The sequence below is a fragment of the Kerstersia gyiorum genome (assembly GCF_004216755.1).
GTDB lineage: Bacteria > Pseudomonadota > Gammaproteobacteria > Burkholderiales > Burkholderiaceae_B > Kerstersia > Kerstersia gyiorum.
On the sequence record NZ_SGWZ01000004.1, the window covers coordinates 148,158 to 171,420 of the forward strand.

Consider the following 23,263-nt stretch of genomic DNA (forward strand, 5'->3'; position numbering starts at 1 on the left):
CAAGACGACGGCTGCCAACGGCATCGAGATCGAACTGGCGAAGAACCTGGACCTGGGCAGCGCCGGCAGCATCAAGCTGGGTGATACGACGGTCAACAATGGCGGCCTGAGCATCGTTGGCGGCCCGAGCGTGACCAAGACCGGCATCAACGCCGGTGGCGCGAAGATCACGAATGTGGCTGCCGGTTCGGACGACACCGATGCCGTGAACGTGAGCCAGCTCAATGATGTTGCCGCCGTGGCCAACAGTGGCTGGAACCTGAGCGCGGAAGGCGGCAATCAGTCGAACGTGGCGCCGGGTGCAAGCGTGGATCTGTCGTCCTCGGACGGCAACATCGACATCACCAAGGGGGCAGCCGACGGGAACGTGACGTTCGCATTGGCGGATACGCTGGAGCTGGGCACGGTCAATGTCAGCAACAACCTGACGGTGGCAGGCACGACGAACCTGGGCGACAGCACGCTGGTGGTGAACAAGGGCAATGTGACCTACGCACCGAACACCACGATCAACATGGGTGGCAACAAGATCACCAATGTGGCCGAAGGAACGGATGGCACGGATGCCGTGAACAAGGACCAGCTGGACCGCCTGGCGGATACCCCGCTGACCTTCGTGGCGGACTCCGGCACGCCGCTGGACCGCAAGCTGGGCCAGCAGGTGGCCTTTACCGGTTCGAACGCCAATCTCAGCACGACGACCACCGCCAACGGCGTGGAAATCGCGCTGGCTGACGACCTGGACCTGAATAGCGTCAAGACGGGCAATACGCTGATCAACAACAGTGGCGTGCAGGTGGGCCAGAACGTGCACCTGGGCAATACCGGCCTGGTGATCGCGAATGGCCCGAGCGTGACGAACAGCGGCATAGACGCTGGCGACAAGATCATCCAGAACGTGAAGGCCGGCGTGGCCGACACCGACGGGGTGAACGTGAGCCAGTTGAAGGGCGTGGAAAACGTGGCCAATATGGGCTGGAAACTGTCGGCTAATGGCGCGGACACGACCAATGTCAAGCCGGGCGATACGGTAGACCTGACTGACGCCGATGGCAACATCGTGGTGAAGAAGGGTAGCGCGACCGATCCGCATCAGGTGACGTTCGGCCTGTCCGACACCCTGAACCTGGGCACGGTCAACGTCAGCAATAACCTGACGGTGGGCGGTACGACCAACCTGGGTAACAGCACCCTCATCGTCAAGGAAGGCGATATCAAGGTGGCAGGCGGCACGACGGTCAACATGGGTGGCAACAAGATCACCAATGTGGCCAAGGGCACGGATGGTTCGGACGCAGTCAACAAGGACCAGCTGGATGAACTGGCTAACACGCCGCTGACCTTCGTGGCGGAATCGGGCGCACCGCTGGATCGCAAGTTGGGTCAGCAAGTGGCCTTCACGGGGTCGAACGCCAATATCAGCACGAAGACCACCGCCAATGGCGTGGAAATCGCACTGGCCGACAACCTGGACCTGGGCGCCAATGGCAGCGTGACGACGGGTGATACCGTTGTGAACAACGCCGGCGTGAAGGTGGGCGGCGATGTGACCTTGAACAATACCGGTCTCATCATTGCTGGCGGCCCGAGCGTGACCACTGGCGGCATCAATGCCGGCGACCTGCAGATCACCAATGTGGCAGCCGGTACGGAGAACCACCATGCGGTCAACCTGGGGCAGCTGAAGGACGTCGAAACCATTGCCAACACCGGCTGGCAACTGTCGGTCAATGGCGATGCACGCCAGGATCAGAGCCAGGTCAAGCCGGGTGATGTGGTCGACTTCTCGACCGATGACGATGGCAACATCATCATCGACAAGACGGGTAACAACGTCGTCGTGAAGATGAGCCGCGACCTGGACCTGGATTCGGTGACTACCGGCCAGACCGTCATGAACAATGACGGCGTGAAGGTGGGCAACGATGTGTTCCTGAGCAGTGATGGCCTGCGTGCCGGTAATGTGATCATCTCTGCAGCAACCGGCATCAATGCCGGCGGCATGAAGATCACCAACGTCGCGGCAGGTACGGACCTGACAGACGCGGTGAACGTCAGTCAGCTGAAGGACGTCGAGCAGCAGGTCGGCAACCTGGATGATCGTGCAGTGAAGTATGACGGTAACGTCGGCGATCCGAAGAGCAAGATCACCCTGGAAGGCGATGTGTCGACGGACGGCGGCAAGACCGGCGGTACCACCATCACTAACGTGGCGCGTGGCGAAATTTCCGAGAACAGCACGGATGCTGTCAACGGCAGCCAGATCAAGGAAATGGGCGACAGCATCGCGGAAGGCATGGGCGGTAACTCGAAGTTCGAGGACGGCAAGCTGGTGACCGAGCTGAACGTGGGCGGCAACACCTACAACAATGTCAATGATGCGTTGAACGGCGTGAACAACGAGCTCAACACGAAGATCGACAATGTTGCGGAAGTGGCCAATGCCGGCTGGCAGATCGACACCAACGGTGAGGGTTCCAGCAAGGTTGCTCCGGGCAAGACGGTCAACTTCGTTGGCGGCAGCAATATCGAGATCTCTCGTGAAACCACGGCTGACGGCAACAACAATGTGACCGTGGGCCTGGCCAAGGACATCACTGTGGATTCCGTGACGGCCACGACCGTGACGGCGGATACGGTGAATGCCAAGGAAGTGGTGATCGAGAACGGTCCGGTCCTGAACCAGAACGGCATCGACATGCGTGACCAGCGCATCGTCAACGTCGCGGCTGGCCAGGCGCCCAACGACGCAGTGAACGTGAGTCAGTTGGAAGCGGCAACCGGCAATCTGCAGAACCAGGTCAACAGCGTGCGCGGCGACCTGCACAAGCTCGACAACAAGCTGAGCGCAGGTGTCGCGGCCGCCATGGCGACCGCAGGCCTGCCGCAGGCTTACCTGCCGGGCAAGAGCATGGCTGCGATTGCTGGTGGTACCTGGAATGGGGAATCCGGCTTTGCCATCGGTGTCTCGACGATTTCCGACAATGGCAAGTGGGTGATGAAGCTGTCTGGCAATACCAGCTCGCGCGGTGACTTCGGTGGCGCGGTTGGTGTGGGTTACCAGTGGTAATCACTGCCGGTTGAGCTTCGAGTGCTCCCGGCTGCGGCCGGGAGCATGCACCGGCAGGCGAGCATGCCTGCCGGTGGATCACCTCCAGACTTCCCGAATTTCAAAGGATATTTTTCATGAAGATCGTTTCTAACCGCCGTGCGCTGTGGGCAGCGCCCCTGGCCGCCGCCGTGCTGCTGGCCGGCTGCGGCACCTTGAGTAACGTCGATCGCGATGGCAAGACCGACGAACCGGTATTCCCGGAAGCAGAGAAGGTAACGCTTCATACCGGCACTTTTCCCAACCTGGCCGACTTGAACCAGGTGCAGGATGGCGTGACGCGCGACCAGATCTATGACTTGCTGGGCCGCCCGCATTTCGCCGAAGGTTTCCAGGTGCGTGAGTGGGATTATCTGTTCCACTTCCGTACCGCCGAAGGCATCAAAACCTGCCAATTCAAGATTCTGTTTGATTCTGACAAGGTGGCGCGCAGCTTCTACTGGGCGCCTGAGGATTGCCGTCCCCAGGCTGACGCGACGCCGTCGCCTGCGCCTGTCGTCGTGGCGCCGCAGAAGTATTCGCTGGGCAGCGACGTCGGTTTTGCCTTCGGCAGCGCGACGCTGACGGCGGCCGGCAGCAGCCGCATCGCGGAAATCGCCCGTGAGCTGAAGCAACAGAAAACCATTGATCAGCTGGAAGTGGTGGGTCATACCGATCGTATTGGCAGCGTGGCCTCCAATGACCTGCTGTCGCAGCGCCGTGCGGACGCGGTGCGCCACGAATTGGTCGCCAACGGCATTCCGGCCGTCAATATCCGTGCCTACGGCTATGGTCCGCGCCAACCGCTGGTGCAGTGCGATCAGGACAACCGTGCAGAACTGATCTCTTGCCTGGCGCCGAACCGCCGAGTGGATATCCAGGCCAGCGGTATCCGTTGAGGCCGCGAAGCGCAGCCGGCGCAGCCATGATGGTCTGCAGCCGCGCCGGCTGTCCTGCTGGAATCAACAGAAAACAGTCTCAGTGATGTATGGGCGGAAGCAACGGCATCGAGCAGGTCGCCGGTGGCTTCCGTTTCTTTTTTCCGGCAACGGAATTGAACAGAATTTTTTGCGGCTCGCGTTGAGGCGCCTGCCGTGTCAATCAGTGGAGTCTAGCGATGACGATGGCGATGAAAACGATTTTTTCCAAGCGAGCGGCCTGCCGTGGCCTGACGGTGCTGGGTGCTGTGTTGCTGGCCGCCTGCCAGCAGACCGCTCCGGTGCGTCAGGACGCGCAGCCGGATGCCGCCCAGCAGGCGGCAGCACAGCAACAACAGCAGCAGGCTGCCAGGGCAGCGGCCCAGGCGCCGGCAGCCAATAGCGCGCCTGCCGTCAGCTTCTTCCTGGCACAGGCCCAGCCTGCGGAAGGGCTGTCCGAGGTCGTGCTGAACCCGAATACCCGCCTGTATGCCTTGCCGCAACCAGTGTTTACACAGCAAGATCTGCAGCAGGTCCTGCCGGTGCGCAACAATCAGGGCCAGGTGTTTCTGCGTTTCGACTTCAATGAGCAGGGCGCGCAGAAGCTGGCAACGGTGACCAGCCGGGCGCAAGGCAACTACCTGATCCTCAGCATGCGCGACCAGATTGTGGCAGTGCCGCAGATCAATGCCGTTTACGACCAGGGATTCCTGCCGGTTCCGGTGCAGAGCGCCGAAGCTGCGCAGGCCATGCTGCAACTGCTGCGTCCCGCAGCGGCCCAGCAGTAAGCCGTTGCTGCGCTGACGGGGGAAATCTTGCCTATTCGCGTGTGCTGGGGCTCCAGAAGGCCTGGCGCACGCCGTGCACCGCAGCCAGGCGCTGCACCAGTGTATCGAGGATTTTTCCGTCTACCGAAGTCGAGGCCAGCGTGGCCTCGATTTTGACTTCATCCTGCCCGAAAGGCTCGATTTCCAGTTCCTGCTTCGGGAAGCTGCAGCGTGCCAGTTCATCCTTGAGATGCTGCATGACGTGCTTCTGGTGGGCACGGTCGACGATCATTTGTAGCGAATTGGTGACTTCCACGGATTCGGTATCGAGCGGCTGCCGGTTGATGGAGTCGACGACCGGGCGCAACAGTGTGTTGGCCGCCAGGACGAAGACCGTGCCCAAGATCGCTTCGATCAGCAGGTCCGAGCCTGCAGCTGCGCCGACGGCGGCCGAACCCCACAATGTTGCCGCGGTATTGAGCCCGCGTACATTGCCTTCTTCGCGCATGATGACGCCTGCGCCCAGGAAACCGACACCCGAAACCACGTAGGCGATGACGCGTACTGCGCCGTCCGCGTCGTGCAGCCGGAACGCCACGTCAACGAATAATGCCGCGCCGACCGCAACCAGGACATTGGTGCGCAATCCGGCGGTGCGCTGGCGGTACTGGCGTTCGATCCCTATGATGCTGCCCAGGATGAAGGCAGCACTCAGGCTGACCAGGGTATCGAGCAGGGAAGGCAGGTTGATATTCTGAATGGCGTTCATGGTTTCCGTCTGGGGCTCTCTTTACGGCGCCTGCTCAGGTGCCTGTTGGGGCGCACTTGCTGGCAAGCATGGCGCGATTCTAGCCGCAGCGCATGTTGCCCATGTTGCAGCCGGCTGACATCCTCCATCTAGGCCTGCGGAGTGCGCTCGGTTGTGCCGGCGCTGCCTTGCGGCGGGATATGGAAGCGGTCGTTGCCGTTGTCAGGGCAAACCAGCTGGCGCAAGGTCGGCAGCAATGGCGACGGGTTGTTTGCCCGATACGCCATGATCAGGTCGATTTCCGGGGCATTGTTTTCGAACTGGCGCACGCACACGGAATGTCCGGCCATTGTGGCGGCATAGGCGGGCAGCAGGGCATAGCCTATCCCGGCACCCACGAGATTCACGTTCAACAGAATGTTGGAGGCCTGCTGGACGATGGGGCTCCTGACGCCATGACGTTCCAGAAAGGTTTCCACCAGGTCGTACAGCGGCCGGGTGAATGCCGGATCGGAAGCAATGCGCGGCTCGCCGTCCAGCATCTGCGGCGTGATCCGGCGCATGGCGGAAAGTGGATGGCTGGCGGGCAGAAAGACCTGCAGCGGTTCGGTATAGACCAGATGAGTGACCAGTTCGCTGGATTGCAGCGGCGGGCGCAGGAAGGCGACGTCGATATCGCCGCGTAGCAGCGCCGGTTCCTGTTCGTCGTTGATCAGGCTGTGCAGGCTGATGTTCAAGGTCGGATAGTGCATGCGCAGCTCTGGCAGGATGGACGGAAAGATCCGGATCTCTGCTGATGGCACAAAACATATCTTCAGGGTCTGTTCGGTGTGCCGGCCAGCGCGGCGGGCGCGGGTGACGGCATTGTCTACCTGCATCAGCGCCTGGCGCGCCTCGGTCAGGAAAACTTTGCCGACCTCGGTCAGTTCGACGCGCCGTTTAGTGCGCTCGAGCAGTGGGAATCCGATCTCTTCTTCCAGGTGGATGATTTGCTGGCTCAGTGAAGGCTGGGAGGTGTGTAGTCGTTGTGCGGCGCGAGTGAAGCTCAATTCCTCAGCCACGGCAATGAAATATCTTAGATGTCTTAGTTCCATGGCTGTATTAATAGGTTATGCGTCTTAATAGAGATGAAACAACTATTTTACAGAGACTGCAGCTTTGCTGACAATTTGCCCTCAAGTGCTGCACAGATCAGCACTGGGAACCATGCAGAACAAGGAGACAAAGCATGTCCAATAGCACGCTGCGGGATATAGAGGCCTTGGTAGATGCGCAAAACGGCCGCGTCACCCCGTCCATCTATACCGATCCCGAGATCTATGAACTGGAATTGGAAAGGATTTTCGGGCGCTGCTGGCTGTTCCTGGCGCATGAAAGCCAGATTCCCAAGGCCGGCGATTTCTTCAATACCTATATGGGGGAAGACCCGATTGTCGTGGTGCGCCAGAAGGATGGCTCCATCAAGGCCTTCCTGAACCAGTGCCGCCATCGGTCCATGCGCGTCAGCTTCGCGGATTCCGGCAATACCCGCGCCTTTACCTGTCCGTACCATGGCTGGTCCTATGGTGTCGATGGTGCCTTGGTGGAAGTGCCGCTGGAATCCCGTGCCTATCCGCAGGGCCTGTGCAAGGAAAAGTGGGGATTGCAGGAAGTGACCCGCATCGAGACCTACAAGGGCCTGATCTTCGGCAACTGGGACGCGAGCGCGCCCGGCCTGCGGGAGTACATGGGCGATATCGCCTGGTACCTGGATGGGGTGCTGGATCGCCGCGAAGGCGGCACCGAGATCATCGGCGGTCCGCACAAGTGGGTGATCGACTGCAACTGGAAATTCCCGGCAGAGCAATTCGCCAGCGATCAATACCACGCATTGTTCAGCCATGCCTCGGCCGTCCAGGTGCTGGGCGCCAAAAGCGAGGCCGACAAGGCGCTGGGTGCAGGCCAGACGGCCAGGCCGGTCTGGGAAACCGCCAAGGATGCGGTGCAGTTCGGCCAGGATGGACATGGTTGCGGCTTTTTCTTCACGGAAAAGCCGGATGCCAATGTCTGGGTCGACGGCGAAGTGTCGCAGTACTTCCGTGATACCTACCCGGAAGCGCTGGCGCGCCTGGGCGAGGTGCGTGCCCTGCGCCTGGCCGGCCACAACAACATGTTCCCCACGCTCTCCTGGCTCAACGGCACGGCAACGCTGCGGGTCTGGCACCCGAGAGGCCCGAACCAGGTGGAAGTCTGGGCTTTCTGTATCGCCGACAAGGCGGCGCCGGACGACGTGAAGGCTGCGTTCGAACGCAGCGCAACGCGCGCCTTCGGCCCGGCGGGTTTCCTGGAGCAGGATGATTCCGAAAACTGGGTGGAAGTACAGAAAGTCCTGCGCGGCAAGCGTGCCCGCAACAGCAAGCTTTGCCTGGAAATGGGGCTGGGACGCGAACGCCTGCGGGAAGATGGCATTCCCGGGGTAACCAACTACATTTTTTCGGAAACCGCAGCGCGAGGCATGTACCGCCGTTGGGCCGACCTGCTGTTGTCGGCAAACTGGGAAGAAGTCCAGGAGCGCACCCGCCAATACACCGAGGAGCTGGTGAAATGAGCACAACCGTGGAAACCATGGAACAAGGCAAGGTGGCCTCGCTGGCGTTGCACCATGAGATCGGGCAGTTCCTCTACCTGGAAGCGGAATTGCTGGACGACTGGGAGTTTCGCGACTGGCTCGATCTGCTGGCCGAAGACATCGAATACACCATGCGCACGACAGTCAATGCACAGACGCGTGATCGTCGCCGCAGTGTCCAGCCGCCTACAACCTGGATATTCAATGACACCAAGTTCCAGCTGGAGCGACGCATCGCCCGCCTGGAGACCGGCATGGCCTGGGCCGAGGAGCCACCGTCGCGCACGCGCCATTTGATTACCAACTTGCGGGTGCGGGAATCGGCACTGCCCGACGAGTACGAGGTGAGGCTGAACTTCATCCTGTACCGGGCGCAGAAGGAGCGCGACGAGGTGTTCTACGCCGGCATGCGGCAAGACCGGGTGCGCAGGGCGCCGCATGCCGCCGGCTGGCAGCTGTGCCGTCGCCATATCACCCTGGACCAGGTTGTGATGACTTCCCATAACCTCAGCGTTCTGTTCTGAACTGTGCGGGCCCGGCGTGCAAGTGCAAGCCGGGGCCGGCCGGATCTGTGACGCATTCTGGCGCCGCTGGCCTGCCGGGCGGCTGGCGCCATATTCTTCAAGACGAGATTGCCTCATGCCACGTATTGCCGTTTGTCCTGACGACGCCTTGCCCGAAGGGGAGGCCGTCAAGATAGATTCGCCAGTCAGCCATATTGCCGTGATCCGTTCCGCCGGCGAGCTGTATGCGGTGACGGACCGCTGCAGCCATGGCAATGCCTCCATGTCGGAAGGCTATATCGAAGACGATGGGACCGTGGAATGTCCGCTGCACGCGGCGCGTTTCTGTCTCAAGACCGGCGTGGCGCTGTGCCAGCCCGCGACGGAGCCCTTGAATACCTATCCCGTGGTCGTTGATGCAGGCACGATCTACGTGGAAATTCCGGAGACGGCGTGATGGGCTGGTTGAAGAATGAATCCATCCTGGTGACAGGCGGCGGCTCAGGCCTGGGGCTGGCGCTGGTACAGCGCTTCGTGGACGAAGGCGCGCAGGTCACGGTGCTGGAACTGAATGCCGACAAGGTGGCTGCCCTGCAGTCCTGTTTTGGCACGGCGGTCGTGGCAGTGCAGGGCAATGTGTGTTCCGGAGCCGATAACCAGAGAGCGGTGGAGGCGGCCATGGCGCGCTGGGGCAAGCTGGATTGCTTTGTCGGCAACGCGGCCATCTGGGACCACGGCCTGAGTCTGATGGGCATGACGCAGGAGCAGCTGGAAAAGGGCTTCGACGAGTTGTTCTCGGTCAATCTCAAGGGCTACCTGCTGGGTGCCAGGGCAGCGGCACCGGCCTTGCTGGCTTCCGGCGGAAGCATGATCTTCACGTTGTCCAACTCGGCCTTCTATCCGGAAGGCGGCGGGCCGCTCTATACCGCCAGCAAGCATGCCGCAGTGGGCTTGATCCGCCAACTGGCCTTTGAACTGGCACCCAAAGTGCGCGTCAACGGCGTCGGGCCGTGTGGCATGGCCAGTGACTTGCGCGGGCCTGCGGCCCTGGGGCAGCAGGAAATGCGCATCATGGATTCGCGGACGCCGGACGCCATCGCCGCCATCCTGCCGCTGCAGTTTTTTCCGCAAGCCGAGGACTTCACCGGCCCGTATGTATTGCTGGCATCGCGCGCCAACAACCGGGTGCTCAGCGGGGTCATGATACAGGCCGACGCCGGCCTGGGCATACGGGGCATACGTCACGTGGCCGGCGGGTTGGATCTGTAGAGGCAGCTTGTCGGTACAGGCGTGTGCCGCAGAGGCAGGGCGGGTACCGAAAATGCGGGCCTGCAGGATGGCAGTAGCCGATGCCCCAGAGGCCGGCACCAATACAAGAAAAACAGGGACAGGAGACAAAAATCATGAAAGAAACAGGCATCATCATTATCGGTGCGGGGCAGGCCGGCGCGATGGTTGCGGCGCAGTTGCGCCAGCTCGGCCATACCGGGCGGATCACGCTGGTGGGCGATGAACCGCATGTGCCTTACGAACGCCCGCCACTTTCCAAGGACATGTTGCTCCAACCGGCGTCAACGCCTTGCGCTATCCATGCAGACGGCTTTTATCGGCAACATGGCATCGAGCTGCGCCTGGGAGTTGCCGTCAAGTCGCTGGATATCCAGGCAAAGACGGTCAGCCTGGATGATGGCGAGACGCTGGCATACGACCAATTGGTACTTGCAACAGGCGCCAGGGCGCGGCGCCTGCCTGTGCTGGATGCGCTGGGCGAAGGTGTGCACACCCTGCGCACACTGGAAGATGCTGCCGCGCTGCAAGCCGCATTGCAGGCTGGCCGGCGCCTGATCCTGGTGGGCGCTGGCGTGATCGGCCTGGAGCTGGCCTCGACAGCCGTGGATCTCGGGGTGAAGGTAGCGCTGGTAGACCCGGCCGAGCTGCCTATGATGCGCGCCACTCCTCGCTTGCTGGCCGAGTTCCTGTGCGAAACCCACCGAGAGCGCGGCGTGGCCCTGCACATGCGAGCGCAGGTGGTGTCGGCCGAACGCACGGCCGTCGGCCTGCGGTTGGCCTTGTCTGACGGCACCTGCCTGGAGGGTGACGTGATTGCCTATGGCGTAGGTGTTGAGCCAAACGTCGAATTGGCCTGTGCCGCCGGCCTAGCGGTCGAGAACGGCATTCTGGTTGACCGGGCTTGCCGCAGTTCTCATGCGGATGTTTATGCCATCGGTGACGTGGCAGCACGCCAGGCGCAAGCCGGGCTGCCATACCTGCGCCGCGAAACCTGGGAGAACGCCAACTGGCAGGCAGAGCTGGCAGCACGCGGCATTCTCGGCCTGGCGCTGCCCGAGGATATCGTGCCCTGGTACTGGACGGACCAATGTGGGCTGAATATTCAGCTGGCCGGCGATATGCACGCCGAGCGTTGGGTCGTGCGCGGCGCCCTGGGCGCCGGGCCCTGCATGTTGCTGGGCCTGCGTGGCGATGAGCTGGTGGCTGCGATTACGGTCAACCAGGGCAGGGAGATGCGTAGCGCCAGGGAACTGATTGCGCGGCGTGCCTGCATCGAGCCGGCGGTATTGGCCGATACCCAGCAAAGCCTGCGCAATCTGAGTCGGGCCTTGCCCGCCTGATACGCGCCGTGCCTGCCTCTGGCGGTAGCCGGAAAGGCCATTTCCACCATTCATCCCGTTCATTGTCCTGAAATTGACGCTGCCGCCGCGCTGTGGTGTGGCGGCTAGCCCTGGCCATGTGGCCGGTATCGGCTCGCCTGATTGTTGCCTGCGCGCTTGCCATGCTGGCCCAGCGCTACGGGTGGTGCGCGGCATAAGGACCGATGCACAAGCCTGCCTTGCGGCCGTGCGGGCTCCTCTTCTGTAAGGGGCCGCGTAGTTCAAGGCAACGGCAGTCCGGCGGAAGGGGGGAGGGCGTCCGGTGTCGCCATGGCCGGCATGGTTCAACAACGACGATTTCTTTGCAGCGACTGACAGTTCGCATCGCCATGGCTGGTGGCAGTCCGGGCGTGCAGGCTGCCAGCCCAGGTGTCTGCGTATGCCGGCCGGTTGCCGGCAGCCATGCCATGCACGGCCCAAGTTGTTCAAGCCTTCATAACGAAAACCGTTTCAACGGGAGACATTCCTATCATGCAAGCACGAGTGCAATGCCTGTCCCATACGCCGCTGGTTGGCCATGTCGATCCGCCGGTCTGCGTCCTGGACGAAGTCCAGGGCGTCATCGCCCAGGCGCGCGAGGCGATCGCTAGTTTCGACCCGGAACTGGTCGTGTTGTTTTCGCCTGATCACTTCAATGGTTTTTTCTACGACGCCATGCCGCCCTTCTGCATCGGCATGCAAGCCCATGCCATTGGGGATTTCGTCACCCCTGCAGGGCCGTTTGACGTGCCCCAGGCATTGGCGCTCGACTGTGCCCAGGCCGTGCTGGAGGCAGGCGTGGATGTGGCCATGTCCTATTCCATGCAGGTGGATCATGGCTTTTCCCAGCCACTCGATTATCTGCTGGGGGGCATTGCGGTGCGTCCGGTCATTCCAGTGTTCATCAACGCCGTAGCAGCGCCTTTGCCGACTTTCGCCCGTGCGCGGGCCTTGGGTGCTGCGGTGGGACGTTTCATCCGCGATACCGGCAAAAGGACGCTTTTCATCGGCTCTGGCGGTTTGTCGCACCAGCCGCCGGTGCCGGAATTGGCGACGGCCGACGCCCACATCCGCGATCGTCTGTTGGGCAGCGGCCGGCATTTGCCGGCAGCGGAGCGTGCCGCGCGCCAGCAAAGGGTGATAGACGCGGCCCTGAGGTTCGTCGAAGACCAGAGCAGCCTGCATCCGCTCAATCCGGCGTGGGACCGTGCGTTCATCGACACGCTGGCGCAGGGCAGGGCGGCCGAGCTCGACGGGCTGAGCAATGCGGATGTCTCGCGCCAGGCCGGGAAATCCACCCATGAGGTGAAAACCTGGGTGGCTGCCTTTGCCGCGTTGTCCGCCTATGGCGGTTACGAGGCGCTGGATGCCTATTACCGACCCATCCCGGAGTGGATTGCCGGCTTCGGCGCCCTGGCGGCCCGGCCGATGGCAGCCTGATTTTTCCCCTTGCTGTTTTTCCATCCGTTTTTATGTTTCTTCCCCCGGGGTTTGCCCATGAGGTCCCGGGGTGGAACACCTAGGCCCTCGGCCGACATTCTTCACTGGAAAGGAGTACCGAACATGATGGCTTCCGCAACGAACTACACCGAAGCATCCAGTAGCCGTTTTGCCCGCATTCAGGACGAGGGTACTGCGCTGCAGATCCATTACAACGATATCGGCCAGGGAGCCGAAACCGTCGTGATGCTGCATGGCTCGGGTCCGGGCGCGACTGGCTGGGCCAACTTCAGCCGGAATATCGACCCACTGGTGGCTGCCGGCTACCGCGTCATCCTGATGGACTGTCCGGGGTGGGGCAAAAGTGATTCGGTGGTCTGTACCGGGTCGCGCTCGGATCTCAATGCCCGTGTGCTGGACCGCCTGCTGGAAGCGCTGGGACTGGAGCAGGTGCATATCCTGGGCAATTCCATGGGTGGACACAGCGCGGTGGCGTTGGCGCTACAGAACCCGCAGCGGGTCGGCAAACTGGTGTTGATGGGAGGCGGCACTGGTGGCATCAGTTCCTTCGTGCCCATGCCGGCCGAAGGCATCAAGCTGCTGCAGGGGCTGTACCGCGAGCCCACGCTGGAGAACCTCAGGAAGATGATGGCGGTATTCGTCTTCGATTCCAGCGACCTGACCGAAGAACTGTTCCAGCAGCGCCTGGAGAACATGCTGCGCCGGCGCGACCACCTGGAGAACTTCGTGGCCAGCCTGGATGCCAATCCGCGCCAGTTTCCAGATGTCGGCCCGCGCCTGGGCAGTATCGAGTCGCACACGCTGATCGTCTGGGGCCGCAATGACCGTTTCGTCCCTCTGGATACCGGGCTGCGGCTTGTGGCGGGCATTCCCCATTCGGAACTTCACATCTTCAATCACTGCGGCCACTGGGCGCAATGGGAGCACGCCGAGCGATTCAACCGCCTGGTGCTGGATTTCCTGCGCGATTGAGTCGCCCGAACCCGGTTTCCCTGCTGTTCATATCCATAACAACCCGCTGAAGCGGGAAGGAGACAAACCTTGAATCCACAACAATTGCGGATATACCGCAACCCCAAGCTCGCGCAACTGGTGCGCAGCCGCCAGCGTCTGGCGTGGACGCTGACGCTGCTGGTGCTGGGCAGCTTCTTCTGCTACCTGATGGCCGGCATCTTGCGGCCGCACTGGCTCGCCAGGCCGCTGTATGACGGCACGCTGCTCAATGTCGGAGGCCTGCTGGGCGCCGGCATCATCGTCATGGCATGGCTGGCGACCGGCGTCTACGCCTGGTTCGCCAACACCCGGTTCGATCGCCTGAGCCAGGAAATCCTGCAGGAGTCCGTGCAATGAAACCCGCCAAGCTTGCTATTCCTGCCGCGCTGGCGGCGCTGCTGCTGCCAGGGGCCGCGCTGGCCGCTGCCGGAAGTCCCGGCCCCAATGCCTCGGCGATCGCCATCTTCCTGGCGTTCGTGGGCATTACATTGCTGATCACCTGGTGGGCTGCCCGCCGCACCAGCAGCGCATCGGATTTCTACACCGCTGGCGGTGGCCTGTCGGGCTTTCAGAACGGGCTGGCGATCGCAGGCGACTATATGTCCGCGGCGACGCTGCTGGGGATCTCCAGCATTGCCTATTTCCGGGGCTATGACGCGCTGCCTTTTGCCGTTGGCTTTTTCATCGGCTGGCCCATCGTGCTGTTCCTGCTGGCCGAGCGCCTGCGCAATCTCGGGCGCTTCACTGTCGCGGACATTATTTCCTACCGGCTGGACGAAACCCGCATGCGCATCCTGACGGCGCTGGGTTCACTGACGGTGGTGCTGTTCTACATGATCGTGCAGGTGGTCGGGGCCGGGCAACTGATCCAGTTGCTGTTCGGGCTGGACTACAAGTACGCGGTATTCATCGTCGGGGCGCTGATGGTGGTCTATGTCATGTTCGGCGGCATGATTGCGACAAGCTGGGTGCAGATCATCAAGGCAACACTGCTGCTGGCCGGGGGAACTGTCATGCTGCTGCTGACCATGCAGCATTTCGATTTCAGCCTGGGCCAGATGTTGCGCGACGTCGTGACTGCCAGCAAGCAGGGCGCCGCGATCCTGGAGCCGGGGCGCATGCTGTCCGATCCGATTTCCACGATTTCGCTGTCCCTGGGCATGATGTTCGGCATTGCGGGCCTGCCGCATATCCTGATGCGCTTCTTTACCGTGACCAACGCCAAGGAAGCCCGCCGTTCGGTGTTCTATGCCACGGGCTTCGTGGGCTATTTCTTCCTGATTGTCGTCGTCATGGGGCTGGCTGCCATCGTGATCGTCGGCGGCAATCCGGTCTATTTCGTGGATGGCAATCTGTCGGGCGCGCTGCTTGGGGGCAGCAACATGGTGATCATGCATCTGGCCAACGCGGTCGGCGGAAATCTGCTGTTGGGTTTCATGTCTGCGGTGGCTTTTGCCACTATCCTGGCGGTGGTCTCCGGCCTGGCACTGGCGGGAGCGTCGGCGATATCGCACGATCTGTATGCGATGGTATTGCGCCGGGGCAGGGCCAATGAGCAGAGCGAAATCCGGGTATCGAAAATCGCCACGCTGTGCATAGGCCTGGCGGCCATCGTGCTCGGGCTGGTATTCGAGAACATCAATGTTGCGTTCATGACGGCGCTGGCCTTCGGCGTTGCGGCTTCATCCAACTTCCCGGTATTGATCCTTGCCATGAGCTGGAAGGGCCTAACAACGCGTGGGGCGCTGTGGGGCGGGCTGACGGGCCTGGTGGTGGCGGTGGCACTGGTCATTCTGTCGCCCGCCGTGTGGCAGAGCGTGCTGGGCTTCCCCGCGGCTATCTTCCCCTATGAGCACCCGGCGCTATTCTCCATGCCGCTGGCTTTCCTCGTGTGCTATGTGGTGTCCAGGCTGGACCGCAGTGCCGGTATCGCCAGGGAACGCGAAGGGTTCGAGCGCCGGTTCATTCAGGCCCAGACCGGATTCGGCATCAACGAAGCGGCGCGGCATTGACTGGCCGGTGGCCGTAGCTGCCATCCGTACCGCCCTTGCGGGGCGGTGACGGGTGATAATCGAAGCTTGTACCCGGGCCTGTGCCGTACGGGTCGAATCAGGGCGGTGGCTCCATCGGGCGCCGCCGGCCCGCGCTCAGGAGAGAAACATGGACGCGCTGCTTTGCTACAAAACCCTGCCGGTCTGGGACGCCGGGACCTTGCCCGAAGCGTTTCAGCGGAATCACAATACCAAGGCGGGAACCTGGGCGAAGCTGACGATCCTGCGCGGCTCGCTGGATTTTGCCCTGACGGATGGGCAGGGTGAGCTGTTGGAAACCCTGCACTGCACGCAGGACGCCCAGCTGCCGCTGATCGAACCACAACAATGGCACAGGATTGCCGGCTTCAGCCCGGACATCCAGTGCCAGTTGGCATTCCTGTGCGAGCCTGCGGACTACCTGTCCAAGAAACATGGGTGGACCCGCACGCATTCCGAGGTGCTGGAAGCCGCGCAACACCTTCCCGCTCGTGCCTGCAAGGTATTGGACCTGGGGTGTGGCAAAGGGCGCAATACCTTGTACCTGGCCATGCAAGGGCATGAGGTTACAGCCTGGGACAAAGATGCAGGCAGCATTGCACAGTTGCGCGAAGTTGCCGGGCAGGAAGGCTGGGGTGGCGTAACGGCGGATGTCGCGAATCTGGACGAGCCGGGGCTGGCGCTGGGCGGTGCGTACGACTTCATCCTGTCCACCGTTGTGATGATGTTCCTGCAACCCGAAACCGTGCATCCGCTGATTGCCCGAATGCGTGAGGCGACTGCTCCTGGCGGTTTGAACCTGATCGTCGCGGCGATGGATACTCAGGATTGCCCGTGCCCGGTGCCGTTTCCCTTCACCTTCCGGGAAGGCGAACTGGCGGGGCTATACGCAGATTGGGAAATTCTGAAATCGAATGAGGATCTGGGTACGCTGCATCGGAAGGATGCGGAGGGCAAGCGCATTCAACTGCGCTTTGCCACTTTGCTGGCTCGCCGTCCGGCCTGAGGGCCCGGACGGCGGCAGCTTGCCTGTTGCTGCCTCAGGCGCCGGAGGCGCGGGCGTTGCCTTGGGGGGCCGGACGTATCGAGAGGGTGTAGCGGCTGTCACGCGAGGAGGAACCGAATTGGCCCGCGTGCAGCTGATATTGACCGGCTTCGAGATACAGCGTGATCTGCGCATCCAGGTTGCCGCCGCTGTCATCGTCTTCCGCGATCAGGATGCCATTCTGGTAGAGCCAGAGATAGGTGTCCAGGGAAGGCGACTTCATGTCGATGACGTAGGTACCCGTGCGCGTGATCGTGAAGTTATAGGTGTCGTAATCCAGGCCACCTAGCAGTACTGCGGGGCGCGGCTCGTTCACGGCCAGGGTGCCGCCGCCTGCATTGGCCGGAACTGCCTGGCTGCGTGCGTCCAGAACGAACAGGCCGCTCTGGCTGCCGCCGTCGACACCGACGGTGTAATTGCCTGCCTGCAGGATGGTGCGTATGCGTTTCTTGCCGTTGTCGCTGTTGGACAGCATCAGGTTCTGGCCGGTCAGGCTGAGGTTACCTTCAAAGCTCTGGGTATTCAGTTCCAGTGTGACCAGGGCAGGAGCCTCGAGTGAGAGCGGATATTGCAATTGGTCGCCCGTATAAATGCCGCTGGCGGGCTTGCTGTTGAGCGTCAGTGGGGTGCCGCTGGGCAGGCGGTTTTCGTCCAGGCGGCTTAGCTGCTTGATTTCCAGGTCGAAACTGCCTTGGAAGGAACTGGTGTCCATGGCGGAGTCGGCGCGCAGGGTGTATTCACCAGCGGCCAGGGGAATCTGGATACGGGCATCGAGGTTGTTGCCGCCGTCGTCATCGCTGGCCAGCTCCATACCATTGCTGTCGAGCAAGGTCAGGTATGGATCCAGATCGCTATGCGTGGCGATCATGTCGATGCGGTAGAGGCCATCGGTGTCGATATGCACGCTGTAATCCAGCGTTTCGCCTGTGCCCCAGTCAGAAATACGCTGATTGCTGCCGATAGGCTCGCCGGAATAGGCCTCCTGGATTTCAGCAGAAAGGCGGAATGGGCCATAGGCGCGGGCGTCGGTGCCGCTGACGGCGACCAGGTAGCTGCCGGTTTCACTGGCCTTGAAGGTCAGGGAGGTGTCATTTGCCCTGCGCGAACCGCAACTGTTGCAATCGTCCTGGCTGCGAGCAAGCAGCTGGCCATCCCGGTAGACGCTGATTTGCGAACGCAGCGCACCGTTGACGGCCAGTTTGATGATCTTGTCCTTATCCGCATTCAGCGAGAACAGGGTGCTGCGCACGCCGCTGTTGTAGTTCAGCAGACTGGTGCTGGTTAGCTCGCCGTTGGCGTTCTGGCCTGGAACCAGGGGGGCTGCTTGGGGCAGCGGAACGTTGGGCGTATCGTGAACCGTGAAATAAACGGCAGCACCTGCCACGACTGCGCCAGCAATGGCGGCAAGCGGGGTAGAGAGATTCATGGGGTCAGGACCTTTTCAATGCAAACAAATAACGGTCAACCACTGCTTGCAGCGCGGATGGCTGCATCTGTTCAGGGGCAGATAGGGGCTGGCTTGCGGGAGGTTATACCCCGCAAAGCCTGGCAACGCAGCAAAGGGTTTCCGATGCTAACGATTTAGTGGAAATTTCATCCTATGAAAATAGCCTTCAATTTCTTTCATCAACGTTCAATTTTCATCAATTAAGACTCAATTTGAGTCATCTATATTTTTGTGTTTCAATAAAAGCGTCTGGCCTACGGCCATTCTTCCGGTTGCGCAGCATAAATGCCTTGCTGCGCAGCTTGCGTCTTTCGGAGTCTCGCTGGCTATTTCGGCGGGCTCCGCATGCCGGGCCTGGGCTACCTGCAGGTGGCCCAGGCCTTCCGTCCGCTTCGGGCGGAACCAGATTGTGCCGGCTTTCCGCCGCGCTCAATCGGGGTGATCATCCGGACATTTGCTCAGGCCCTGATTGGCTCTACGCTGATCATTGCCAGTGCTTTTGTCCGTCCATCAACGACATGAGAAAAGAGGAGCAATCCATGACGATGCGCATTGGCATTATTGGCGCGGGCCCGAGCGGCCTGGCGCAACTACGCGCTTTCGAGTCCGCCTTCAAACAGGTATCCGAGCCTATCGAACTCGTATGTTTCGAAAAGCAGGATAACTGGGGCGGCTTGTGGAATTACACGTGGAGGACCGGTCTGGATGAATACGGGGAGCCGGTGCATGGCAGCATGTACCGCTACCTGTGGTCCAACGGACCGAAAGAAGCCCTGGAGTTTGCGGACTATTCCTTCGATGAGCACTTTGGCCGGCCGATTCCGTCCTACCCGCCACGCGAGGTCCTGTTCGACTACATCCAGGGACGCATGCGACGCAACAACCTGCGCCAATACATCCGTTTCCAGACGGTTGCCCGCTGGATCGAGTTCGATGAGCAGGAGAACATTTTCCGCGTCACCGTGGAAAACCTGGAAAAGCAGGAAACCTATACCGAGGAGTTCGATTATCTGGTTGTCGCGTGCGGCCATTTCTCGACGCCCAATGTGCCGCACTTCGAAGGCCTGGAGCAATTCCCCGGTACCGTGATGCACGCCCATGACTTTCGTGGCGCCGACCAGTTCATCGGCAAGGATCTGCTGCTGGTCGGTGGCAGCTACTCGGCGGAGGACATAGGCGTGCAGTGCCACAAGCATGGTGCTGCTTCCGTGACGATCAGCTATCGCAGCCGCCCGCATGGTTTCGGCTGGCCGGAGGGCATCAGCGAAGTGCCGCTGCTGCTGCGTTTCGATGGGGAAATCGCCTATTTTGCCGATGGCTCGACGCGCCGCTTCGATGCCGTCATCCTGTGCACCGGTTATCAGCACAAGTTCCCATTCCTGGCGGACAACCTGCGTCTGTCCACGCACAACCGCCTGTATCCGGGCGGCCTGTACAAGGGCGTCGCATGGATAGAGCAGCCCCGCCTGTTCTATCTGGGCATGCAGGACCAGTACTACACCTTCAATATGTTCGATGCGCAAGCCTGGTTTGCGCGTGACGTGATGCTGGGACGCATCAGGCTGCCGGGCAAGGAAGACATGGTGGCGGACAGCCTGGCCTGGCAGGAGCGCGAGGCCACGGTGCAGGATGGTTTCGATGCGGTCGATTTCCAGACGGCATACGTGCGCGACCTGATGGACCGTACCGACTATCCGGGGTTCGAGGCGGAGCAGGTGGCGGTGCTGCTCAAGCAATGGCTGCGAGACAAGCAGAAGAACATCCTGACCTACCGCGACCGTTGCTATGTGTCAGTTGTGACAGGAACCAAGGCACCCGCGCACCACACGCCATGGATGGAAGAACTTGATGACAGCATGGAACGTTTTCTTTCTATTGAAGTAGAAGAAAACTCACCGATTTAGATTAAAATTGCATCTAATCGTGACATAAGTTGCCGTCCCTTATGTGCGTCATGAGGGACGGCAATTTTTATATATGTCATTTTGAATGCTTGTCATTTTCACGGCCTTTACGCTTGGGTGCGTCCAGGGTGCGGGCTCTAGGGGAACACAGATAATGCAGTCCGGAATTTGGTCTTGGTTGTTGGGGCTGGTGGCGATGCTGGTGGTACCCGTCGCGCTGGGCGAGATACTGTGGCGGCGCTTTTCCGATAGCATCCGCAATCCGGAACGCAAGCCGGGCGTCCTGCCGTTTTCCCTGCTGTTCGGCTTTGTCGGCCCTCCGGTCGGCATGGCGGCATTTCTGATGGTGGCCTCATGGCTTGAGCGGGACATGCCCAATTCCCGTCCGGCCAACGATATGCTGATCGTGCTGTTTTTCTTTTCATATGTTGCTGGTGGAATCCCTGCGCTTATTTGCGGCGGCGTCATGGGGGGCTTGCGCAAACGCTTCAAAGGTTGGGCAGGTATTGGGGGCGCGGTGCTCCTGGGCGGGCTTCTGGCGTTCATCTTCTTCACCATGACCGGCCTGTATGCAGACTTCCAGGAAGGCTGGCGTGCCATCGTGTGCGGTGCAGTCGGCGGGCTGGGCAGTGCCTCCATTGCCTATGGTGTCTGGCGGCGCGAGATCAGCGACTGAAATACGGGGCTGCCCCGTTGCGATACGGTTTTTTGCGAGGAGCCTGGATGTTGCCGATGGGGCACTATTCCAGGCCGGGGGCTCAGCGGCGTGATGCCGAGCGAGTACAAGTTGTCGCGGCTGGGTCGGCTGAACGGTTTCCTGTATTCAGTCATTTATCCATCATTTGAAATTTTTATTTGATATTTTTATTTGATATTTTTTCAAATGATGGATTTTTTGCGTTCATTTGATATGATGTGGGCATCCATGGATCCGTTGCAGGAGACGATCATGCCGGCCACTCCCCACGCTGTTCCCGATGCTGCTGTCGTGCTGACGAAGGCAACGTTGCGCGCTGCCGAACAATTGGGGTTGAACAATTCAGCGCTGGCATCGGTGATCGGTGTCAGCGAACCCACGATCTCGCGGCTCAAGGCGAATGGCCGCACCATCAGCCCGGACTCCAAGGAAGGGGAGCTTGCCCTGATGCTCATTCGGGTATTCCGCTCGTTGGATCCGCTGGTAGGGGGCGACGCGCACAAGCGAAAGTTGTGGATGGAAAGCCATAACAACGCTTTGCTGGGCAGCCCGATACAGCTGATCCGCAAGGCCGAGGGCCTGGTCCGCACCTTATCGTATCTGGATGGTATGCGGGCTGCGACATGAATGGGGCCGCCTGGAACCCCGCCTGGTTACAAGATCACGCAGGCAGCCTGGCGATGGAAAATGCCTGGCGCGGCGTGGAAACCCAGTACATTGCGGCCTCCATGAAACTGGTGGACTCCCTGGAAGAACAGGGCCTGCTGGAAATTCTCCTTGAAGAAAGCAAGCCGCCGGCTCAGAGGAAATCGCCAGGTCAGCATTATTTGTTGCTGAGCCCGTTCCGTTACTTTCCCCAGCATGATTCACGTTTCCGGCCAGCACGCCAGAGTGGCCTGTGGTATGGCTCGTCCACGCTCGATGGGGCCTGTTCCGAAGTTGCGTACTGGCGCATGCGTTTCCTGCTGGATAGCGAAGCGCTGGCAGCCGATGGTGAGCTGATCACCGAGCACACTTTCTTTCAGGCGTCCGTGCGCGGCAATGCAATCAACCTCATGGCTGAACCCTGGGCGGGGTTGGCGCATCTGTGGAAGCATTCCACGGACTACCGGGCTACCCATGCGCTTGCTGCAGCGGCCATGGCAGCATCCATTGAATGGATTCAGTATGAATCCGTTCGTGCGCCTACCTGCGCGTTGGCGGCCGTCCTCACGCCCACGGCTGTTCACGCCGCATCGGCGAGACTGGAGCGTTCCAAGCAGGAATGGGTGTGCAAGGCAACCTTGGCTGGCGTCATGATGATCCGCAAAAACGGGCAGGGCAGATTCGAGTGGCGTCCGGAGTGAGGCGAAGCAGCTTGCAATTGGTCGGATTGGGCTTGTCGTGCTGCCTGGGGGTGTCAGACTGCCTGACGGGATGCCATGCGGCAACTCACAAATCGTTGACGCCAACCAGCTTGGTATGACTCATGCAGTGGGCGGAAATCTTGTATAGAAACACCAGGTAGCCCAGGCCCAGCGTAACAATGCTGATGATTGCCCACAGGACGATATTGCCAATAATGCTGGCCAGGTCGATGGTGCAGACCAATCGTCCCACGCGTTGCCCCTGCGCATCATAGGCATAGGTTTTGCTGATGATGAACTTCTGCATGTAGTAGGGAAACACGAACATCGCCAGCCCTAATGTGACGATTGTGAGCAGAACCCAAACGATCATATGCCCGAGGGCTTCCATGAAGCCAAGTTCTGACTTGAGCTGCAGATTATTGAAGGCGCTGGGCATTGTGCAATCCACTGGGCGAGGCAGCTGTCAGCGCGCCCGGGCCGTGCGACGCGTGAGCGTAACAATTGCCATCGGAGTTCCAACTGCCATGAACACGGCTCCCAGGATCATAAATGTAGGGCTGTTGAGCGCCAGCCCGGAAGACAGGAAGGTAACGCCGGAGCACAACAAAGCGATGGACGCGGGGATGAATGCGGTCATAGTCATGGTTGGATTGTGGCACAGGTTGCGCATGGCAGGTTGGGGGCGTGAGGTAAACCACAAAACAAAAAAGCCACCGTGTCGGGTGGCTTTGATCGCTGTAACTGCTTGAATTCTTTGGCGGACAGGGTGAGATTCGAACTCACGATACGCTTGCACGTATACCGGATTTCGAGTCCGGCGCATTCGACCACTCTGCCACCTGTCCTTAGGTAACCGCCGCGGTACGTGTTAAACGCCGCAGTGGAAGAAGAAAGTAATTATATCTGGTGTTTTTTTTCTTGGCAAGCGAGGTGGGTTTGCGCGTGGCTCGCCGACTGGTCTGTCAGGTTGCACAGTGCTGTTGTTTTACCTGTCCAGCCTGGGAAACCGGGAACGGGATGACTGGCAACAATCGGGGAATGCCTTGGCTAAGGTGTCG

General features: G+C 60.7%; 21 protein-coding genes and 1 tRNA gene. 17 read left to right on the forward strand and 5 right to left on the reverse strand.

Annotation, left to right across the window (positions count from 1 at the left end; genetic code table 11):
* The 3 genes from EV679_RS12650 to EV679_RS12660 all read left to right on the forward strand — a co-directional run.
* The coding region (locus tag EV679_RS12650; protein WP_165390049.1) for a YadA-like family protein at window positions 1–3,070 on the forward strand (3,070 nt) is incomplete at its 5' end.
* Window positions 3,071–3,186: 116 nt separating this feature from the next.
* Window positions 3,187–3,987, forward strand: coding sequence for an OmpA family protein (locus EV679_RS12655; protein ID WP_068370701.1), 801 nt, complete (start codon window positions 3,187–3,189; stop codon window positions 3,985–3,987).
* Between the two features lie 230 nt (window positions 3,988–4,217).
* On the forward strand, window positions 4,218–4,793 hold the full coding sequence (locus EV679_RS12660) for a SecDF P1 head subdomain-containing protein (protein WP_130487416.1): 576 nt from the start codon (window positions 4,218–4,220) through the stop codon (window positions 4,791–4,793).
* Between the two features lie 31 nt (window positions 4,794–4,824).
* On the opposite strand, the gene EV679_RS12665 is transcribed toward EV679_RS12660, so the two are convergent.
* Both EV679_RS12665 and EV679_RS12670 read right to left on the reverse strand, forming a co-directional pair.
* Window positions 4,825–5,541 (reverse strand): MgtC/SapB family protein, encoded by a 717-nt coding sequence (locus tag EV679_RS12665; RefSeq protein ID WP_068370708.1) that lies wholly within the window; start codon window positions 5,539–5,541, stop codon window positions 4,825–4,827.
* Window positions 5,542–5,669: 128 nt separating this feature from the next.
* The gene (locus tag EV679_RS12670) at window positions 5,670–6,614 is read right to left on the reverse strand and encodes a LysR substrate-binding domain-containing protein (protein WP_068370711.1); all 945 of its coding nucleotides are present in this window, start codon (window positions 6,612–6,614) and stop codon (window positions 5,670–5,672) included.
* A gap of 134 nt (window positions 6,615–6,748) precedes the next feature.
* Between EV679_RS12670 and hcaE the strand changes: the two genes are divergently transcribed.
* From hcaE to tehB, 10 genes are all read left to right on the forward strand, one after another.
* Entirely contained in the window at window positions 6,749–8,107 is a 1,359-nt protein-coding gene (hcaE, locus tag EV679_RS12675; RefSeq protein WP_068370714.1) for a 3-phenylpropionate/cinnamic acid dioxygenase subunit alpha, read from the forward strand.
* Complete coding sequence (gene hcaF, locus EV679_RS12680; protein WP_207224930.1) at window positions 8,104–8,652, forward strand: 3-phenylpropionate/cinnamic acid dioxygenase subunit beta; 549 nt, start codon at window positions 8,104–8,106, stop codon at window positions 8,650–8,652. Before hcaE ends, hcaF begins: the two co-directional genes overlap by 4 nt.
* 115 nt (window positions 8,653–8,767) lie before the next feature.
* Complete coding sequence (gene hcaC, locus EV679_RS12685) at window positions 8,768–9,088, forward strand: 3-phenylpropionate/cinnamic acid dioxygenase ferredoxin subunit (protein WP_068370720.1); 321 nt, start codon at window positions 8,768–8,770, stop codon at window positions 9,086–9,088.
* On the forward strand, window positions 9,088–9,900 hold the full coding sequence (gene hcaB / locus EV679_RS12690; protein WP_068370723.1) for a 3-phenylpropionate-dihydrodiol/cinnamic acid-dihydrodiol dehydrogenase: 813 nt from the start codon (window positions 9,088–9,090) through the stop codon (window positions 9,898–9,900). Before hcaC ends, hcaB begins: the two co-directional genes overlap by 1 nt.
* A 134-nt stretch (window positions 9,901–10,034) precedes the next feature.
* Window positions 10,035–11,261 carry a 3-phenylpropionate/cinnamic acid dioxygenase ferredoxin--NAD(+) reductase subunit gene (gene hcaD / locus EV679_RS12695; protein WP_130487417.1) on the forward strand — a complete coding sequence of 409 codons (1,227 nt, stop codon included), beginning with the start codon at window positions 10,035–10,037 and terminating at the stop codon, window positions 11,259–11,261.
* A gap of 510 nt (window positions 11,262–11,771) precedes the next feature.
* Complete coding sequence (locus tag EV679_RS12700) at window positions 11,772–12,719, forward strand: 3-carboxyethylcatechol 2,3-dioxygenase (RefSeq protein ID WP_130487418.1); 948 nt, start codon at window positions 11,772–11,774, stop codon at window positions 12,717–12,719.
* A gap of 126 nt (window positions 12,720–12,845) precedes the next feature.
* A complete protein-coding gene (locus EV679_RS12705) occupies window positions 12,846–13,712 on the forward strand; it encodes an alpha/beta fold hydrolase (protein ID WP_068371037.1) in 867 nt (288 codons plus the stop codon).
* A 69-nt stretch (window positions 13,713–13,781) separates the two neighbouring features.
* Window positions 13,782–14,090 (forward strand): DUF485 domain-containing protein, encoded by a 309-nt coding sequence (locus tag EV679_RS12710; protein WP_068370731.1) that lies wholly within the window; start codon window positions 13,782–13,784, stop codon window positions 14,088–14,090.
* Window positions 14,087–15,745, forward strand: coding sequence for a cation/acetate symporter ActP (gene actP / locus EV679_RS12715; RefSeq protein WP_130487419.1), 1,659 nt, complete (start codon window positions 14,087–14,089; stop codon window positions 15,743–15,745). Before EV679_RS12710 ends, actP begins: the two co-directional genes overlap by 4 nt.
* Window positions 15,746–15,893: 148 nt before the next feature.
* Window positions 15,894–16,769, forward strand: coding sequence for an SAM-dependent methyltransferase TehB (tehB, locus tag EV679_RS12720; RefSeq protein ID WP_130487420.1), 876 nt, complete (start codon window positions 15,894–15,896; stop codon window positions 16,767–16,769).
* A gap of 34 nt (window positions 16,770–16,803) precedes the next feature.
* On the opposite strand, the gene EV679_RS12725 is transcribed toward tehB, so the two are convergent.
* Window positions 16,804–18,234: a pre-peptidase C-terminal domain-containing protein gene (locus EV679_RS12725; RefSeq protein WP_068370740.1), complete on the reverse strand. Its 1,431-nt coding sequence runs from the start codon at window positions 18,232–18,234 to the stop codon at window positions 16,804–16,806.
* Between the two features lie 560 nt (window positions 18,235–18,794).
* Between EV679_RS12725 and EV679_RS12730 the strand changes: the two genes are divergently transcribed.
* The 4 genes from EV679_RS12730 to EV679_RS12745 all read left to right on the forward strand — a co-directional run bounded on the left by EV679_RS12730 (window position 18,795) and on the right by EV679_RS12745 (window position 22,202).
* A complete protein-coding gene (locus EV679_RS12730; protein ID WP_068370743.1) occupies window positions 18,795–20,159 on the forward strand; it encodes an NAD(P)-binding domain-containing protein in 1,365 nt (454 codons plus the stop codon).
* Window positions 20,160–20,244: 85 nt separating this feature from the next.
* Complete coding sequence (locus EV679_RS12735; protein WP_127774546.1) at window positions 20,245–20,835, forward strand: hypothetical protein; 591 nt, start codon at window positions 20,245–20,247, stop codon at window positions 20,833–20,835.
* A 207-nt stretch (window positions 20,836–21,042) separates the two neighbouring features.
* On the forward strand, window positions 21,043–21,483 hold the full coding sequence (locus EV679_RS12740) for an antitoxin Xre-like helix-turn-helix domain-containing protein (RefSeq protein WP_242611488.1): 441 nt from the start codon (window positions 21,043–21,045) through the stop codon (window positions 21,481–21,483).
* 53 nt (window positions 21,484–21,536) lie between these two features.
* Window positions 21,537–22,202 carry an RES family NAD+ phosphorylase gene (locus EV679_RS12745; RefSeq protein WP_130487421.1) on the forward strand — a complete coding sequence of 222 codons (666 nt, stop codon included), beginning with the start codon at window positions 21,537–21,539 and terminating at the stop codon, window positions 22,200–22,202.
* 85 nt (window positions 22,203–22,287) lie between these two features.
* Here EV679_RS12745 and EV679_RS12750 read toward each other — a convergent pair whose 3' ends face one another.
* Both EV679_RS12750 and EV679_RS12755 read right to left on the reverse strand, forming a co-directional pair.
* Complete coding sequence (locus EV679_RS12750) at window positions 22,288–22,641, reverse strand: DUF6693 family protein (protein ID WP_068370752.1); 354 nt, start codon at window positions 22,639–22,641, stop codon at window positions 22,288–22,290.
* A gap of 319 nt (window positions 22,642–22,960) precedes the next feature.
* Window positions 22,961–23,050 (reverse strand) — tRNA-Ser (locus EV679_RS12755).
* Window positions 23,051–23,263: the final 213 nt, after the last annotated feature.